The following is an 18024-nucleotide window of genomic DNA, read 5'->3' as shown; positions in this document are numbered from 1 at the left end:
ATGGCATTACCAAACGTAAATCCGACAACAACAGCATCTTGGAAAAAACTGCAAGCGCATTTTGAATCTGTAAAAGATGTACATATGAAAGATTTATTTGCTCAAGATAAATCGAGAGCAAATAATTTCACTATTAAATGGGATGATTTTTATGTAGATTTTTCTAAGAATAGAATTACTGAAGAAACACTTAAGTATTTATTAGAATTAGCTGATGATGTGAAGCTTAAAGACGCCATTAAAAGTCAGTTTGCTGGAGAGATAATAAATGAAACCGAAGGAAGAGCCGTTTTACATACAGCCTTAAGAGCACCAGAAGATGCCGATTTTAAAGTAGATGGTGTTAATGTGATGCCGGAAATATATCAAGTAAAACAAAAAATTGAAGGTTTTACAAATGAAGTTGTAAGTGGCGCAAGAAAGGGGTATACAGGAAAAGCATTTACCGATGTTGTAAATATAGGTATTGGAGGATCGGATCTTGGACCTGCTATGGTGGTAGATTCACTTCAATATTATAAAAACCAACTAACAACTCATTTTGTGAGTAATGTAGATGGCGATCATGTTAATGAGGTTATTAAAAAATTAGATCCAGAAACTACATTGTTTGTTATTGTTTCTAAAACATTTACTACACAAGAAACACTTTCTAATGCAAATACGTTAAAGGATTGGTTTTTAAAGTCAGCAAGCAGTGATGCTATTGCAAAACATTTTGTTGCAGTTTCTACTAATATTGAAAAAGTAAAAGGTTTCGGAATTGATGGAGATAATATTTTCCCTATGTGGGATTGGGTTGGTGGTCGTTTTTCACTTTGGAGTGCTGTTGGGTTAACCGTAAGTTTAGCTGTTGGTTATAAGAACTTCGATAGCATGTTAAAAGGGGCTAACAAAATGGACGAGCATTTTAAAAATGAAGATTTTGAGTCTAATATTCCAGTTGTTTTAGCATTATTAACGGTTTGGTATAATAACTTTTTTAAAGTAGAAAGTGAAGTGGTAATTCCATATTCACAATATTTAAACCAATTTGCTACCTATTTACAACAAGGTATCATGGAAAGCAATGGTAAAAGTGTAGATAGAAATGGCAATCCTATAGATTACCAAACAGGAACTATTATTTGGGGAGAACCAGGAACAAATTCTCAACATGCCTTTTTTCAATTAATACATCAAGGAACAAAGTTAATTCCAGCCGATTTTATTGGGTTCACTAAGTCGTTATATGGTAACCAGGATCATCAAGATAAATTAATGTCTAATTTTTTAGCGCAAACTGAAGCGTTATTAAATGGTAAAACACAAGCCGAAGTTGTTGCCGAAGGTACAAGTGAGACAATAACACCTTTTAAAGTATTTAAAGGTAACAAGCCAACAAATACCATTTTTATAGATAAATTATCGCCAGAGAGTTTAGGTAAACTAATCGCGATGTACGAGCATAAAATATTTGTTCAAGGTATTATATGGAATATCTTTAGTTACGATCAATTTGGTGTAGAGCTAGGAAAACAGTTAGCGTCTAAAATTTTAAAGGAATTTAGTGGTGATGTTAATAATGAACATGATTCTTCAACTCAAAATTTATTGAATTATTATAAGCGATTTAAGTAAATTGATAGAATATTCTTATACAAAAAGCAAAAAGGCCTTGATATTTTTAATATTAAGGCCTTCTTTTTTATAGAAATTGTTAAATTTGTTAACATTTACTTAATATTGGCCCGCAATTTATCCGTATTTTTGCACCGACTAATTTCAAATAATTAATTACATAATTAAAATTATGAAAAAAACAGCAAATTATTTATTACTAACTGTGGCACTGTTATTCAGCACAGTAATTATGGCACAAAGTACTATTACAGGTACTTTAGTGGAACAAGGTATTGATATGCCTCTTCCTGGTGCTAATGTATTAGAGAAGGGAACAACTAATGGAGTTGTAACAGATTTCGACGGAAACTTTACTCTTAAAACAAAATCGGACTCAGGTGAGATTGTAATTACTTATGTTGGTTACACATCTAAAACAATTCCTTTTTCAGGGAGTGCTTCTTTAGGGAGAGTTATGTTAGCGCCTAGCCAAGTAGGTTTAGAAACTGTACAAATTATTGCATCTGTGGCGGTTGATAGAAAAACGCCAGTTGCTGTATCTACAATTAAATCGGCAGATATTGAGCTTAAATTAGGAACACAAGAATTTCCTGAAATTTTAAAATCTACACCAGGTATTTATACAACGAAAACAGGTGGTGGATATGGTGATGCTAAAACTAGAATTAGAGGTTTTCAATCAGAAAACGTTGCTGTAATGATTAACGGTATTCCTGTTAACGATATGGAAAATGGAGCTGTTTACTGGTCTAACTGGGCTGGTTTAGGTGATGTTACTTCAACTATGCAAGTTCAAAGAGGTTTAGGTGCTTCTAAAGTAGCTGTACCTTCTATAGGTGGAACAATTAATGTGATCACAAAAACAACAGATGTTGAAGAAGGTGGAAGTGTGTTTACATCTATCGCAAACGATGGTTACGAAAAATATGGTCTTACATACTCTACAGGAGTAAATGATAAAGGTTTTGCTGCAACAGTTTCTGCTGCTCAAACTAGTGGTAACGGTTACGTAGATGGAACAGAGTTTACAGGTGTTTCATACTTTATCAACCTTTCTAAAGAAATAAACGATTTTCATAAAATTTCGTTTACTGCATTTGGTTCTAAGCAACGTCATGGTCAAAGACAAAATAGACAGTTGATTTCTACTTTTGAAAATAGTGAAAGAGGGAGAAAATTTAATGCAGATTGGGGTTATAAAAATGGTCAAGTAACGCATCAAGAAGATAACTTTTATAACAAACCACAAATGTCTTTAAATCATTACTGGACTTTAAGTGATAAAACATCTGTTTCAACCGTAGCTTATGCCTCTTTTGGTTCAGGTGGTGGCGGAGGAACTGCTGGTGATAATAAATTCGGATTTGATAATACAGGATATAGTGACTATAGAGATGGTCTTTATGGAACTATTGATTTTGATAAAATCGTTGACGAAAATATTGCTAACGGAGCAAACGGTTCTACTACTGCTTTAAGAGCTTCTAGAAACGATCATAACTGGTATGGACTCTTATCAACTTTAAAAACAGATCTATCTGATGATTTAGTATTATTAACAGGACTTGATTACAGAAACTATAAAGGAATCCACTTTTCTGAAGTAACCGATTTATTAGGTGGTCAGTTCTTATTGGAAGATGACGATGTTGTAAACAACCCAAATCAAGCACTTAAAGTTGGAGATAAAAGAAGTTACTATAACGATGGTTTAGTAGGTTGGTTAGGTGTTTTTGGACAGTTGGAATATGATGTAAACGAAAACTTTAATACATTTTTATCTGCAGCAATATCTAATACATCTTACAAAAGAGTTGATTATTTTGGTTATTTAGATAGCGATTCATTACAAGAAACAGATCGTTATAATTTCTTAGGGTTCAGTACAAAAGGTGGTGCTAACTATAGATTAGATAATAACCATAACGTATTTATGAATATTGGTTATTTTGAAAAAGCAGCTGATTTTGATGCTGTTTTTCAAGAGTTTGATAATGAGCATATTAATGAAAATGCTGAGAATCAAAAAATATTTAGTTTTGAATTAGGGTACGGGTTTAGAAGTGATAAACTTACTGCTAACGTAAATTTATATAGAACAACTTGGAAAGATAGAACAGAAACAGCTTCTTTTCAACAACCAGATGGTACAAATGCATTTGCTAATATTTTAGGTGTAAATGCTATTCATCAAGGTGTTGAGGTAGATTTTATTTATAAAGCTACCGATAAATTAAATGTTACAGGGATGATGTCTTTAGGAGACTGGAGATGGGATAACAACGTAACCGATGTTCAAATTCTTGATGAAGATCAAAACCTAATATCTACAGTAGATCTTTTCATAGAAGATTTACATGTTGGTGATGCTGCTCAAACAACATTAGCTTTAGGTTTAAACTACAAGTTAACTCCAGATACAAGAGTAGTTTTAGATTACAATTATTTTGGAGATCTTTATGCTGATTACGACCCTAGTGATAGAGGAGAACCTGGTGATGATGCTTGGAAATTACCAGATTACGGATTGTTTGATGCCGTAGTTAGTCACGGTTTTAAATTTGGTCCATTTGATGCGACTTTAACAGGTCGTATAAATAATGTGTTTGATACAGAGTATGTAACAGATGCTTTCGATGGTACTGCTGATACAGCATTAGTGTATTTTGGTACAGGTAGAACATTTAGTATTGGTGCAAAACTTAAATTTTAAAAAAAGAAATCATGAAAAAAATATTTTTATTATTAACCGTTTTTTCAATGGTATTCACTTCTTGTGATCCATTAGAAGATATTACCGAAAATATTGAAGCAAATCAAGCAAGTATTGTTGGAGATGTTGCTTTTGAAATGTCTGATGATGATTATGATGCGTTAGAATTATCTTATGGCAGTTTTGATTCTGAAGATGATGCAAAAGCATTGATTCCTGAATTATTAAGTGGTAAATATCCAGTTTGGGGAAAACAATCTTCGGCTGCAGTTACTTATAAGTTATATAACAAGAAAAATGATGAGAAGAGTTTAATTGTTTATACGGCTCAAGATTCAGATTATACAGATTCAGGATTATCTTATACAACAATTTCTAGTGATTCTCAAATGTCTCAATTGTTAGATTATCTTTACCCTACACCGGAAGATAGAGTTTTAGTTTCTTTAACTTATGCTAAATATGATAGTGGAATTGTTTCTACTGTAAAGGATGGTTTTATCTATTCTAATGGAGCCTGGGAAAAATCAACAGGGATTACAGAAGATGAATATGCATCAATGGGAGAGTCTAGAGCTCAATTTTCTAATGAAGATGAAGCTTTAGTAAAAATACCTGTATTCTTAAAAAATAAGTTGGCATACGAGGCTCCAGAATATAATGATATTTATGGTGTAATGTATAATTTATATGTTACGGATACGGAAGATATTGATGGAGATGAAGATGTAAGTGAAAGAACAGAATATAGCTATGTTGTTTTTTATATTTATGATGGTGTAAACTGGGTAGAATATAACAATACTATAAATCAAACAATTCAATTTGGTCACGATGGTGAAACTTGGGTTCCAGATAATACTATTAAGTATACTTTAGTAAGAAATGCTGATTATGCGTATATGGCTTCTCAATTAACAGGAGATGAATATGCTACTTTAATTGGAAACTTAGCTGATTATGGAGATTTTGATTATAACTGGACTGATAACCAAATAGTAGAAGCCTTAACAATATTTATGGATTATTTAGATCCTAGTGCTGAAGATGGTCAAAAATATGTTTTAACTTATGTTGTTTATGATAACGGAGAAGGAAACTATGAGAAAAATTTCATTAGAGAAGGTGGAGTTTGGGTAATTAATACTGATTTAGAATAATAATTTTCTAATTAATATAATTATAAACCACCTTGTAAGAGGTGGTTTTTTTCTTCTTAAATTTTAATAAAATTATATGTGATATGAAAAAAGGTATTATTTATTTATCAATTATAGCGCTTTTTGGTTGTAGTAGTTCTGGTGGTGATGATTCTCCAGTCGATCCTGGTACAGATGATAATGGTGTTTCAATAGCTGTTAATGATATAGCAATTACGACTGAAGATACAGCTGTAATTATTGAGAACCTTTTAGGGAACGATACTGTATTAGATAATGCAAGAATTACATCGTTTGATACGGCGAGTATAAATGGTGGTACTATCGAAGATAATAGAAATAGCACCTATACGTATACGCCTTTGACTGGTTTTATTGGAGAAGATACGTTTACCTATACTATTTGTGATAGGGATACGCCGGCAGATTGTTCTACAGCAATAGTTACCGTAACCGTAACAGATGAAGGTAACCCTATTGCTGAAAATGATGCCGTTAATGTTGCGGAAAACAGCACTAAAATTCTTGCCGATTTATTAGAAAACGATTCGGCTATTGATGGTGCTGTTATTACTTCTGTAGATAACACTGGAACATTAGGAGCAGTAACATTAAATACAGATGGTACGGTAACTTATACAGCTCAATCTGGTTTTGAAGGCACTGATACATTTACCTATACTATTTGTGATAACGATGTTCCAACTGCACAATGCTCAACAGCAACCGTTACAGTATCAGTTGTAAAACCAATAAGCTTTAATATCTCTTCTAGTTTAGGGGATTATTACGATGGTGTTATTTTTACAGAAGATGCCGATTTAATGTTCAATCAAATTTCTGCACATACGCAAGATATGCACACGGTAATATTAAGTTATACACAACGTCATGATTATTTATATAATGCCGATGCCGATTTATCAAATCAAGATAATGTAATTTTAATGTATACTGGCGAAAGTAGATATTGGGAGGAGTATACTTCAGGAAATAATCCATATGCAACACAAACTTATAACACAGAACATATTTTTCCACAATCTAGGTTAAGTTCGGATATAGCAGTTTCAGATTTACATCATCTAAGATCTGCTGATGCAACAGTTAACAGTGATAGAAGTAACTATCCATATATCGATGGAAGCGGAACTAATAAATTAATTGGAGAAGCTTGGTATCCTGGTGATGACTGGCGTGGTGATGTTGCTAGAATGGTAATGTATTTAAACATTCGTTACGGAGAGGATTTTGATAAAGTTGGTGGTTTAGAGCTTTTTAAAGCATGGAACGTTGCCGATCCAGTATCAGCCTTTGAAGAACAACGTAACAACGTAATTTATGCCGCACAAGGCAATAGAAACCCTTTTATTGATAATCCATACATAGCTACTTTAATATGGGGCGGTACGGCTGCAGAAAATAAATGGGAATAAGAATTATTCTAATTTAGAAATAAATTAAACCGCTTCAATCGAAGCGGTTTTTTTATAAATTATAATTACTATTTTTGCATCAATAATTAAAACAAAACATTCATGTACAACATTGTATTATCACTCCATTCCTATTGGGCGTATTTAGTATTAATAGTTTTAATAATTGCAGCGGTAAATGCTGTGATAAAAACTATAGGAGATAAAGAATACGAAAACAACGATTTTAGAATATCTTTATTCACCTTAATAGTATCGCACATTCAATTAACTATTGGTTTAATATTGTATTTTGTATCGCCTCGTTTAGCATTATGGGGACAGCTAGGAGGAAAAGTGATGAGTAACTCTATTGCAAGATTATACTTGGTAGAACATCCATTTGTCAATATTATAGCAATTGCATTAATTACAATTGGTTATTCTAAACACAAAAAGAAATTAACTTCAAAAAACAAGTTGAAAACCATTGCAATTTTTTACAGTATTGCTTTAGTATTGTTTTTATCAAGAATTCCTTGGAGTACTTGGATAGGCTAGAAAATAAAAAGTATTGTAATATTCAGATCCTTCAGGTTTTTAGCTTGAAGGATTTTTTGTTTTTAAGGCACTTCTTTAATCAAATAAATATAAACAGGAAAGTGATCACTAAAGCCATTGTTAAACCCGTGATACCCAAAACTTCTTAAAGGATAACCCTTATATGCTCCATTTTTAGTGATAATATAGTTTTTGTTGTAAATACCAGCTTTGTAAAACTGAAATGACGAGTAATCTTTTTCAAGTAAAGGTTTCGTAATCATAATTTGATCGAATAAACTCCAAGCATCTCGATAAGCTGTTGTGCCAATACCGTTTTTATAGAAATTAATATAAGGATTGTAAATGCCTTTTAAACCCAATTTTTTAGAGGGTTTAGCCTTTAAAATTTTTTTAACGCTCGCATTATTTGGATTATCATTTAAATCCCCCATAATAAACACTTTGGCATACGGATCTATCATCTGTAAAGAATCTAAAAGATGGTTGCTTAATTTGGCTGCAGCCACACGTTTTGGTCTGCTTTTAGCCTCGCCACCACGTCGCGATGGCCAATGATTCACAATAAGATGAATGGTTTCGTCTTCCAATTTTCCACTTACTAGTAATTGTTCACGAGTATAAACGCGTTTGTTAGTATCTGCATTGTAAATTTTTAATTCATGAGAGCTTGTGCTTATAGGTGTAAAAGCTTTTTTTTGATATAACAAGGCAACATCAATTCCACGTACGTCTGTGGAGTTATAATGCACAATACCATAATCTTTATCCACGAGAAGTGAATCGTTTACTAGATCTTCTAAAACGGCTTTATTTTCAACCTCGCAAACACCAATAATACTTGGTGAGTTTTCAGAAACATCTTTACCGATATCGGCAATAACACGTGCCATATTCCTTATTTTTTTCTTGTAAACGGGACCTTTATCCGTTTTCAATTCCATCATGGGGCTATATTCATCTAGTTTTGACGTATCATTTATAGTATCGAATAAATTCTCTAAATTGTAGAAGGCAACCGTATGAATTTTAAACTTTTTATCCTGTGCATTTGTGTTTAAAAAGACCATGAAAAATAAACCGATAAAAGCGATTTTTAAACAATTCATTCTTTCATATAAGAATGAAACTACAGGTCTATTATTGCAAAGATTACATCTAATTTCTTGAAATTCTTTTAAGTATTTAACTGTCAATTGATTGTTTTTTGTTATAATTGAAGTAATAAAGATACGTATGAATAAAATAACCCTTATTTTTTTATTCGGAATTTTTTCAATATCCCTCCATTCGCAGCAAACTTTTGTGAAAGGTAGCCTACTCGACGCACTCACTTTTGAACCTATAAAAAATGTTTTTGTTGCCATTGAAGACAGTGATTTATCAACATATTCTAATGCTTTAGGTGAATTCTTGTTTGATAAAAACCTGCCGTTAGGCGAGCAAATGCTAAGGGTTTCTAAAAAGGGTTATATCTCAAAACGATTTCCAATTATTATAAATGAAGGTGAAACTGTAAATATTTCCGATATCACATTAGATATTGATGCTAGCGCGACCAGTGATTTATTTACCATTACATTAACCGATGATGAATTGAACGACGATTCTAGCGGTGCCGATAATATTTCGGGATTATTAGCCTCGTCTCTCGATATCTTTCAACGTACAGCAGCATTCGAGTTTAGTCAGTCTTTTTTTCGTCTTCGCGGATTAGATTCAAAAAACAGTACCGTTTTAATCAATGGTATCGAAATGAATAAAACCTACAACGGTAGACCACAATGGAGCAATTGGGGCGGTATAAACGATGTATTGCGTAATCAAGAATTAACCACAGGCTTAACACCATCAAATTATAATTTTGGAGGTGTTTTGGGGACAAATAATATTAATATTCGGGCATCTCAAACTAGAGCAGGTGGGCGGTTAACCTATTCTTCTTCTAATCGAAGTTACAGTAATCGGCTTATGGCGAGTTATGCTTCTGGTTTGTTAAAAAATAATTGGGCATATACATTAACGTTAGGTCGTCGATGGGGAAATGAAGGCTATCAAGATGCGACGAGTTATAATTCAAATTCCTTTTTCACTTCCGTGGAAAAAATAATAAACAAAGACCATAGTTTAAGCTTTTCTGCAATTTACACACCAAATCGCAGAGGTAAATCGTCTCCAAATACACAAGAGATTTTCGATTTAAAAGATATAAAATACAATGAATATTGGGGATGGCAAGATGGTGAAAAACGAAATTCTAGAATAAAAGAAGTAAACGAACCCATTGTAATGCTTAACCATTACTGGAATTTGAATAATAAAACTAAGTTAAATACAAACATTGGTTATCAATTCGGGAAAATGGGAAATAGCCGTTTGGACTATAACGGTAAAGATTTAATTGATGGTTTTCCGCAAGGCGGTGGTGCTAACCCTAGTGCGGCATATTATCAAAAATTACCAAGTTATTTTGAACGTAATTTTCCAGATGAGTTAGGTTTTGCTTATCAAGCATTACAAACATTTCAGGACAGCGGGCAGATAGATTGGGAAGCCATGTATAGCACTAATATAGCAAATACTCAAAATGGAGGGAATGCCACGTATGCTTTGTATGAAGATCGTGTAGATGATCGGCAACTCACCATAAATTCGATTTTGAATAAAGAAATAAACGACCACATTAATATTAATGCAGGTGTAAATTTTAAAATTTTAAATTCCGAGAACTTTGCTGAGGTTTTAGATCTTTTAGGAGCAGAAACTTATTTAGATATCGATGGATTTGCAACAAATATTAACGAAGCTCAAAATGATTTATTAAATCCAAACCGTATTGTTGGTGTGGGGGAGAAATTTAAATATGATTATAATATTTTTGCGAACGAAATTGGAGGATATGCTCAAACTCAATTTTCATATAGTAATGCAGATTTTTATGTAGCTGCCAGTATCAAAAATACCGAATATCAACGAGAAGGTATTTATCAAAATGGAGGATTTCCAGATAACTCATTAGGGAAAGGCGAGAAATTAAGTTTTATGGGTTTTGGTGCAAAAGCAGGTTTTACTTATAAGCTATCGGGTAAACATGTGTTTAATTTTAACGCAGGTTACATTACTAGGGCACCAACATTACAAAATACGTTTTCAAACTCTAGAGAAAATCATAATATTGTTCCAGATATTACTGAAGAAAAAATAACATCTGCCGATGTAAGTTATGTCTTTCGTTCGTCCATGATTAAAGCGAGACTCACAGGGTATTACACAAAAGTGACTGATGCTAGCGAAATTTCATTCTTTTTTGCCGATGGTATTGGTGGCGATAATTTGGCCTTTGTACAAGAAATTCTTCAAGGCATTGAAAAACAACATATCGGTGCCGAATTTGGTGTTGAAGCCCAAGTAACACCAACCATAAAATTGAAAGGGGCTGCCGCTATCGGGCAGTTTATATACAATAATAATCCAAACCTGTTTCTGTCTACCGAACCTGATGATGAAGCATTAGCTGCTGGTTTTATAGATGGTTTTAAAGATTTTGGACAATCCAAACTAAAAAATTATAAAATTGCCTCTGGGCCACAAAATGCATATTCAATAGGTTTTGAGTATAGCGATCCAGATTATTGGTGGTTTGGAGCTACGGCGAACTTTTTCGCAAACACTTATATAGATGTGAGCCCGTTAACGCGTTCTTCAAATTTTTCAACAGATTTTGATGGTAATGTTTTTAATGATTATGATGAGGTTTTGGCTAGAGAACTTCTAAAGCAAGAACGGTTTGATAATTATATGGTGGTGAATTTAATTGGCGGGAAATCGTGGAAGGTTGGGGAATATTACATCGGTTTTTTTGCAAGCATAAATAATTTATTAGATCAAGTTTATAAATCTGGAGGTTTCGAGCAAGGCAGAAATGCAAATTACCGTGAACTTAGAGATGATAAAGCTTTAGATACACCTGTTTTTGGATCGAAATATTGGTATGGTCGTGGAACTACATATTTCTTGAATTTGAATGTGAGATTTTAAATGAAAATGAAAAAATACTAAGTTAAAAAGACAGCTAATACCATGCAGAGCTTGTTGAAGCAACAAATAATATAAAAACATTAATCATGAAAAATTTTAAAATACTAATTGTCATTTTTCTGATGCATACATTAATAACTTCTTGTGTAAAAGACGACGATTACGGCATTCCTGATATATCATTTACGGAGCCCATAATTCCTCAGGATAAAATAACAACCTTTAAAACTATAAAATCACTTTACGACCAGGCGGTAAATAGTGGCAATTCAACGGCTAGAATTGATGAAGATTCAGAATTATATATTGAAGGTTATGTGGTGTCTTCCGATAAATCGGGAAACTTTTTTGAGGAATTAATTATTCAGAATAAAATAGATGATTCTAGCCCAGATAACGACCCGAGATTAGGTTTTCAAGTGGTTATCAATGTGTCCAGTTTATCCGATACGTATCAATTTGGACAAAAAGTATATGTAAAAATGGCGGGATTAACCATTGGAGAAAGCAGCGGTATCATTGCCATAGGAAAAGGGGATGGTGCCCGAGTAGAACAAATTCAACCTGCAGAATACAAAAGCATTATTATTAGAAGTAATGAAATTGCCGAGATTCAACCTAAAATATCAAGTATAGCTAATTTAACAAGTTGGGATTATAATACCTTGATTAAATTAGAAAACATGCAATTAAACCGGTTTGAATTAGGAGCAACATTTGCGAGTGAAACTATAGATGAATACGACGGTATTAGAATTCTAGAAAGTTGCCATACAGGAGTTTCAATACGCATGCAAACAAGTACGTTTTCCGATTTTAAATCTTTAATTGTTCCGCAAGGAAAAGGAACGATAACGGGGGTTTTTGGTCGTGATTATAGCGACGATTTTAATGTACTTGTTGTAAATAGTTCGGCTGATATTAATTTTGATGACATTGAACGTTGCGACCCGATGGAATTAAGTTGTGGTATTGCTTCAGTCTTAGGTACAGGGAATTTGTTTTATGAAGATTTTGAACCTCAAAAAAATAATAAACCCATAGTAATTGATGGTTGGACAAATTATATTGAAGCAGGAACGGAAGCTTGGGAAGGGTATTCTTCTACATCTTCGAACGAGTCTTTAGGGCGTTCGGCACGGTTTCAATGTTCTAGCTCGGGAGACGATTCTAATATTGGTTGGTTAATTACACCTGCAATTAATTTGGACGAGCAAGAGGGGGAAACACTTCGTTTTAAAACATCAAATAGTTTGGCAGATAGTAGTTTTTTAGAAATCTTATATTCCTTAGATTGGGATGGTACCGAAGCTAATATTGATACAGCAACTTGGGGTGCTTTATCCGATGCTTATGTGGTGAAAGATACAGACTCTTTTGTGCCGTGGTTTAATTCGGGAGCAGTAGATTTATCTTGTGAAAGTGGAACTATGTACATCGCGTTTAAATTTACAGGAAGTGGCCAAGATACCTTCGATGGTATTTATGAGTTAGATGAAATTAGTGTGGATTTTGTGGAAGAATAATTTGTTATTTAGACTTAACAAGTTTTAAATAAAAAGTCTAATTTCGTCGCATGACTACATTCGATATTCTATTCTATCATTTTTTTAATCACTTCAAATTAAAGAAAAACAAAAATGCCAATAGCATTGCTACTTTTTACGTTTCTTTTTTACAATGCAGTTTACTATTACTTTTAGGTGTGTTTTTTGCTAAGTTTTTTAGAAAAATGCACATGGATACTATGTCGTCTGGTAAAGCATGGACACTTTTTGTACTTGTTGTTATATTTATTTACTTTAGAAACTGGATGTACTACGGTGGCCGAAAACGTAAAGTATTAAATGCTAAAATAATTAAAAACAAAAAGCTTAATTATAATATCTATATGCTTTGGTTTTTGCCTGTTGTTATTTTAGCATTAACAATGGTACTGTTGCAGGCGGTTTAAAAAGTATAATTACTTCTTAAAAATAGCGTAAACCGGGAAATGGTCGCTATAACCACCTTTGTAGCGTTTGCCAACGTAAGTTCTGTACGGCGCTCCTTTGTATCTGCCTTCAAATATTTTTAAAAAGTCTTCATCAAAAATATTAGATAGGCTGTATTCATATAAGTTATCCGAAGTTTTGAAAAAGTTAGTTGAAATCAAAATTTGATCGAATAAATTCCATTGCCTATTATGTTTGGTGGTACCACGATTAAAAGAGCGTAGCGTTTCCATAGGGTTGAAAAGATTATAATTATCAACCAAACGTTTAATGCTGTTATTGTGCGGATCGTCATTAAAATCGCCGATTGTAATAATTTTAGCTTCGGGATCTTCTAAGGTGATGTTAGAAATAATTTCGCCTACTTTATCAGATGATGCAATGCGTTTGTGTTCCGTTTCTTTTTCTCCTTCGCGTCTAGAAGACCAATGGTTTACAATAATATGAATTTTTTCACCATCTAAAATACCAGAAACCAATAGCACATCGCGCGTATAATCTGGGAGACCTTTATCGTTTTTTAATTCAACTAGAAATGGTTCTGAGTGTAAAACCTCAAAAACATCTTTATCATAAATTAAAGCGACATCAATACCGCGCTCGTCCGGAGAATCATAATGAACATAACCGTAATTGTAGGGTTCTAAATGTTTCGATGCAATTAAATCTTTGATCACTTTTGCGTTTTCAATCTCGGCAAGACCTATAATAGCGGGTTGTCTACCCGTTTCTCGTCTTCCTATGTTAGAAATTACATAACCTAATTTTCTAAGTTTATTATCGTATCGTTTTGGTGTCCATTTTTTAATGGATTTAGGTGTGAAATCATTGTCGTACTTTAGTTTATCATTAAAAGTATCAAACAAGTTTTCAGTATTATAAAAGGCAATAGTTTGTAAATCGTTACGAACGGGAATGTCATCAAAAGGTTCTATCATATCTCAAAAATAGGCTTAAAAATATTAAAAATAAAATCAACGCAATTGTGTAACTTTGTATTATGATAGAAGAGAAAGATATTTCTTTAGAGCGCGCAGTATTAATAGGCGTGATTACTAAAGACCAAAACGAAGAAAAATCTAAAGAATATTTAGATGAGTTGGAGTTTTTAACCTATACCGCAGGCGGATATGCCATTAAGCGTTTTACGCAAAAAATGGATATGCCTAACCCAAAAACCTTTATTGGTACCGGTAAAATAGAAGATGTACGTGTATTTATAGAAGCAAACGATATAACCACCGCTATTTTTGATGACGAATTATCGTCAGCTCAAGAGCGAAATATTAGTAAAATCTTAAACGTAAAAGTTTTAGATAGAACGAATTTAATACTTGATATTTTTGCACAACGTGCACAAACGAGTTATGCTCGTACGCAAGTAGAATTGGCGCAATGTCAATATTTATTACCGCGTTTACGTGGTATGTGGACGCACCTTGAACGCCAAAAAGGGGGTATTGGTATGCGTGGACCTGGTGAAACAGAAATAGAAACGGATAGACGTATTGTACGCGATAAAATTGCATTGCTAAAAGATCGTATTAAAATTATAGATAAGCAAATGGCCGTGCAACGTGGTAACCGTGGTAAAATGGTTCGTGTTGCACTTGTGGGGTATACCAACGTTGGTAAATCTACTTTAATGAACGTGATTAGTAAAAGTGATGTTTTTGCTGAAAATAAACTTTTTGCAACTCTTGATACTACGGTGCGTAAAGTGGTTATTCAAAATTTACCATTTCTTTTATCTGATACCGTAGGGTTTATTAGAAAATTACCAACACAACTTGTAGATAGTTTTAAAAGTACACTAGATGAGGTTCGTGAAGCCGATTTACTGTTGCATGTTGTAGATATTTCTCATCCAAATTTCGAAGAGCACATTGCTTCTGTAGAGAAAATTTTAGGTGAAATTAAAAGTGGTGATAAACCAACTATTATGGTGTTCAACAAAATTGATGCCTATACAGCCGAACATTTAGATGATGATGATTTAGAAACAGAACGTGGTGCAAGACATTATAGTTTAGATGAATGGAAGAGTACCTGGATGAGTAAAGTGGGTAACAATGCACTCTTTATTTCTGCACTGAACAAAAAGAACTTAGAAGATTTTAAAAAGCGTGTTTACGATGAGGTTCGTGAAATCCATGTAACTCGTTTTCCTTACAATCAATTTTTATATCCGGATTACAATTATGAAGATATGGAATAGATAAAACCACATATGGCATTACTAAAAAGTTTATTTAGAAATAAATGGGTGAAACTAGCGCTTGTTGGTTTCATTTCCGTTTTAATATTTTTTATAGGGCTTTACATCAGTATTTATTTAGGGGCTTTTGGTAAAATGCCAACATCTGCAGAATTAAGTTTTATTAAGCAGGAAGAAGCTACTCAGGTTTTAGATCAAGAAGGAAAACTTATCGGTAAATATTATGTTTATGATAGGCAACCGCTGCATTTTGAAGATTTACCAAAACATCTTATTGAAGCTTTAGTTAATACCGAAGATGTTCGCTTTTTTGAACATGACGGTATCGATAACGTGAGTTTAATGCGGGTTTTTGTAAAAAGCATTTTACTTCAAGATAAATCTGCAGGAGGTGGAAGTACTATTACTTTACAGTTAGCAAAAAATCTATACGGTAGAAGTAATTATCGATTTTTTAGTATGGTGATTAATAAGTTTCGCGAATCTATTATAGCGAAACGTATTGAAACCATATATTCAAAACATGAGATTCTTACCATGTATTTCAATACGGTGCCTTTCTCTGATAATACTTATGGAATTGAAAGTGCCGCACGTAAATTTTTTAATAAACCAGCGTTTGAACTTTCTATAGATGAAGCGGCTACTTTGGTTGGCTCCTTAAAAGCGAATAATTATTACAACCCGAGATTGCACCCAGAACGAAGTTTAGATAGGCGTAATGTTGTACTTAATCAAATGGTTAAATACGGGAATATGCCTCAAGATTCCGCTAATTTTTATGCAGAAAAAGCATTAGGTCTAGATTATAAATCTTTTAATCACGATGTGGGTATTGCGCCTTATTTTAGAGCGCAGGTTAAAAAGGAATTGGCGGTTATTTTAGATAGTATTAAAAAGCCAAATGGAGAGGCTTACGATTTATATCGCGACGGACTTATAGTACACACCACTTTGGATATGGGTATGCAAAAAATGGCAGAAGAAGCCATGAAAGAGCACCTTACAGCGTTGCAGAATAGTTTTGAACGTTCCTATGGAAGTAATGCGCCATGGGTAAAGAATATGCAATTAATAAATGCTGCTTTAAAAAAACTACCACAATATAAAGTATATAAAGAAGCAGGTTTAACTGAAGCTCAAATTAGAGATTCGCTCTCTATAAAGCAAGATACAGAATTGTTTCAATGGAAAGGTGATAGTATCATGAAAGCGAGCGTGATTGATAGTTTACAGCATTATTTAAAGTTTTTAAATACAGGTATGTTAAGTATCGAACCTCAAACAGGTGCGATAAGGAGCTATATTGGAGGTATTGATTATCGTTATTTTAAATACGATCATGTATCGCAAAGTGAACGTCAAGTAGGTTCTACTTTTAAGCCTTTTGTTTACACAGCTGCTATCGAGAATGGTATGAAACCTTGCACATATTTTTCTTTAGCTGAAGTTACTTACAGCAATTTTAATAATTGGACGCCTTCAAATTCTGGAGGTGAAAATGAAGATCCCTACATTAACTATAATCTTGAAATGGCATTGAGTAATTCTGTTAATACCATTGCTGTAAAGGTTTTAAATGAAGTTGGAATTCCGAAGGTATTAGAGCAAGCAAAACGAATAGGTATTAAAAAAGAGTTACCAAATTTACCTTCTATAGCGCTTGGTGTTGCGGAAATTAACTTAAAGGAACTTACGGGAGCTTATGCTAGTTATGTAAACGATAGCAAACCGGTAACGCCTTATGCTATTACTAAAGTTACGGATAGAAATGGTAGAGTTCTAGCGGAGTTTAAGCCAGAATTAGCGGAGCCTGCTTTTAAGGACTATACACGGCAGGTTATGTTAGAAATAATGCAATCTACAGTTAATAAAGGTACAGCGTCTAGATTAAGATCAGTGTATGGTTTAAATAATGATATTGCTGGAAAAACCGGAACAACACAAGATAATAAAGATGGTTGGTTTGTTGGAATTACTCCAAAATTAGTAACCGTAACTTGGGTTGGAAACGATAACCAAGCTATTGGTTTTAAAACAACAGGATTAGGGCAAGGTGCAAATTCTGCTCTTCCTATATTCGCGAAGTTTTACTCTAAATTGAATAAGGATTCTAAATATAATGGCATAACAAAAAATCATTTTGAAACACCTACCGATCAAGTGGTTTCCGATCTCGATTGTAATGAAGAAAAACGAGATGGGTTACTAAAAAGAATATTCAGTAGTAAAAAGAAACAACGAAAATTTAAAGGCAATAAAAAATAGTTGAAACAAAAAAAACGCACATCAATCGATGTGC

Annotated in this window: 12 protein-coding genes; 10 read left to right on the top strand and 2 right to left on the bottom strand. The window is 33.3% G+C overall.

The genetic code is table 11. The features are described from left to right. From pgi to M4I23_RS01210, 5 genes are all read left to right on the top strand, one after another. On the top strand, nt 1-1620 hold the full coding sequence (gene pgi / locus M4I23_RS01230; protein ID WP_249753158.1) for a glucose-6-phosphate isomerase: 1620 nt from the start codon (nt 1-3) through the stop codon (nt 1618-1620). A gap of 172 nt (nt 1621-1792) precedes the next feature. Then, nucleotides 1793-4336: a TonB-dependent receptor gene (locus M4I23_RS01225; protein WP_249753157.1), complete on the top strand. Its 2544-nt coding sequence runs from the start codon at nt 1793-1795 to the stop codon at nt 4334-4336. A gap of 11 nt (nt 4337-4347) precedes the next feature. Continuing rightward, entirely contained in the window at nt 4348-5496 is a 1149-nt protein-coding gene (locus M4I23_RS01220; protein WP_249753156.1) for a hypothetical protein, read from the top strand. A gap of 83 nt (nt 5497-5579) precedes the next feature. Next, the gene (locus tag M4I23_RS01215; RefSeq protein ID WP_249753155.1) at nt 5580-6932 is read left to right on the top strand and encodes an endonuclease; all 1353 of its coding nucleotides are present in this window, start codon (nt 5580-5582) and stop codon (nt 6930-6932) included. Between the two features lie 102 nt (nt 6933-7034). Further along, nucleotides 7035-7472: a hypothetical protein gene (locus M4I23_RS01210; protein ID WP_249753154.1), complete on the top strand. Its 438-nt coding sequence runs from the start codon at nt 7035-7037 to the stop codon at nt 7470-7472. A 62-nt stretch (nt 7473-7534) separates the two neighbouring features. Here the strand turns inward: M4I23_RS01210 and M4I23_RS01205 are convergent, their stop codons facing one another. Further along, on the bottom strand, nt 7535-8581 hold the full coding sequence (locus M4I23_RS01205; protein WP_249753153.1) for an endonuclease/exonuclease/phosphatase family protein: 1047 nt from the start codon (nt 8579-8581) through the stop codon (nt 7535-7537). Nucleotides 8582-8708: 127 nt separating this feature from the next. On the opposite strand from M4I23_RS01205, the gene M4I23_RS01200 reads away from it, so the two are divergent. The 3 genes from M4I23_RS01200 to M4I23_RS01190 all read left to right on the top strand — a co-directional run bounded on the left by M4I23_RS01200 (nt 8709) and on the right by M4I23_RS01190 (nt 13464). After that, nucleotides 8709-11510 (top strand): TonB-dependent receptor, encoded by a 2802-nt coding sequence (locus M4I23_RS01200; RefSeq protein WP_249753152.1) that lies wholly within the window; start codon nt 8709-8711, stop codon nt 11508-11510. A gap of 86 nt (nt 11511-11596) precedes the next feature. Further along, on the top strand, nt 11597-13036 hold the full coding sequence (locus tag M4I23_RS01195; protein ID WP_249753151.1) for a DUF5689 domain-containing protein: 1440 nt from the start codon (nt 11597-11599) through the stop codon (nt 13034-13036). Between the two features lie 50 nt (nt 13037-13086). Next, complete coding sequence (locus tag M4I23_RS01190) at nt 13087-13464, top strand: hypothetical protein (RefSeq protein ID WP_158846089.1); 378 nt, start codon at nt 13087-13089, stop codon at nt 13462-13464. Nucleotides 13465-13473: 9 nt separating this feature from the next. Here the strand turns inward: M4I23_RS01190 and M4I23_RS01185 are convergent, their stop codons facing one another. Continuing rightward, nucleotides 13474-14442 (bottom strand): endonuclease, encoded by a 969-nt coding sequence (locus tag M4I23_RS01185; protein WP_249753150.1) that lies wholly within the window; start codon nt 14440-14442, stop codon nt 13474-13476. Nucleotides 14443-14504: 62 nt separating this feature from the next. Between M4I23_RS01185 and hflX the strand changes: the two genes are divergently transcribed. Together hflX and M4I23_RS01175 are read left to right on the top strand one after the other, a co-directional pair. After that, the gene (gene hflX, locus M4I23_RS01180) at nt 14505-15722 is read left to right on the top strand and encodes a GTPase HflX (protein ID WP_158846085.1); all 1218 of its coding nucleotides are present in this window, start codon (nt 14505-14507) and stop codon (nt 15720-15722) included. 12 nt (nt 15723-15734) lie between these two features. Beyond that, nucleotides 15735-17990, top strand: a complete 2256-nt coding sequence (locus M4I23_RS01175; protein ID WP_249753149.1) for a transglycosylase domain-containing protein — start codon at nt 15735-15737, stop codon at nt 17988-17990. Nucleotides 17991-18024: the final 34 nt, after the last annotated feature.

Origin of the sequence: Algibacter sp. L4_22 (genome assembly GCF_023473045.1) — a bacterium.
GTDB lineage: Bacteria > Bacteroidota > Bacteroidia > Flavobacteriales > Flavobacteriaceae > Algibacter.
This window is presented reverse-complemented; position numbering and strand designations above follow the sequence as displayed.

Excerpts from the sequence above, each read along its gene's own strand:
- pgi (WP_249753158.1), top strand. The coding sequence starts at position 1 with ATGGCATTACCAAACGTAAATCCGACAACAACAGCATCTTGGAAAAAA.
- M4I23_RS01225 (WP_249753157.1), top strand. The coding sequence starts at position 1,793 with ATGAAAAAAACAGCAAATTATTTATTACTAACTGTGGCACTGTTATTC.
- M4I23_RS01220 (WP_249753156.1), top strand. The coding sequence starts at position 4,348 with ATGAAAAAAATATTTTTATTATTAACCGTTTTTTCAATGGTATTCACT.
- M4I23_RS01215 (WP_249753155.1), top strand. The coding sequence starts at position 5,580 with ATGAAAAAAGGTATTATTTATTTATCAATTATAGCGCTTTTTGGTTGT.
- M4I23_RS01210 (WP_249753154.1), top strand. The coding sequence starts at position 7,035 with ATGTACAACATTGTATTATCACTCCATTCCTATTGGGCGTATTTAGTA.
- M4I23_RS01205 (WP_249753153.1), bottom strand. The coding sequence starts at position 8,581 with ATGAATTGTTTAAAAATCGCTTTTATCGGTTTATTTTTCATGGTCTTT.
- M4I23_RS01200 (WP_249753152.1), top strand. The coding sequence starts at position 8,709 with ATGAATAAAATAACCCTTATTTTTTTATTCGGAATTTTTTCAATATCC.
- M4I23_RS01195 (WP_249753151.1), top strand. The coding sequence starts at position 11,597 with ATGAAAAATTTTAAAATACTAATTGTCATTTTTCTGATGCATACATTA.
- M4I23_RS01190 (WP_158846089.1), top strand. The coding sequence starts at position 13,087 with ATGACTACATTCGATATTCTATTCTATCATTTTTTTAATCACTTCAAA.
- M4I23_RS01185 (WP_249753150.1), bottom strand. The coding sequence starts at position 14,442 with ATGATAGAACCTTTTGATGACATTCCCGTTCGTAACGATTTACAAACT.
- hflX (WP_158846085.1), top strand. The coding sequence starts at position 14,505 with ATGATAGAAGAGAAAGATATTTCTTTAGAGCGCGCAGTATTAATAGGC.
- M4I23_RS01175 (WP_249753149.1), top strand. The coding sequence starts at position 15,735 with ATGGCATTACTAAAAAGTTTATTTAGAAATAAATGGGTGAAACTAGCG.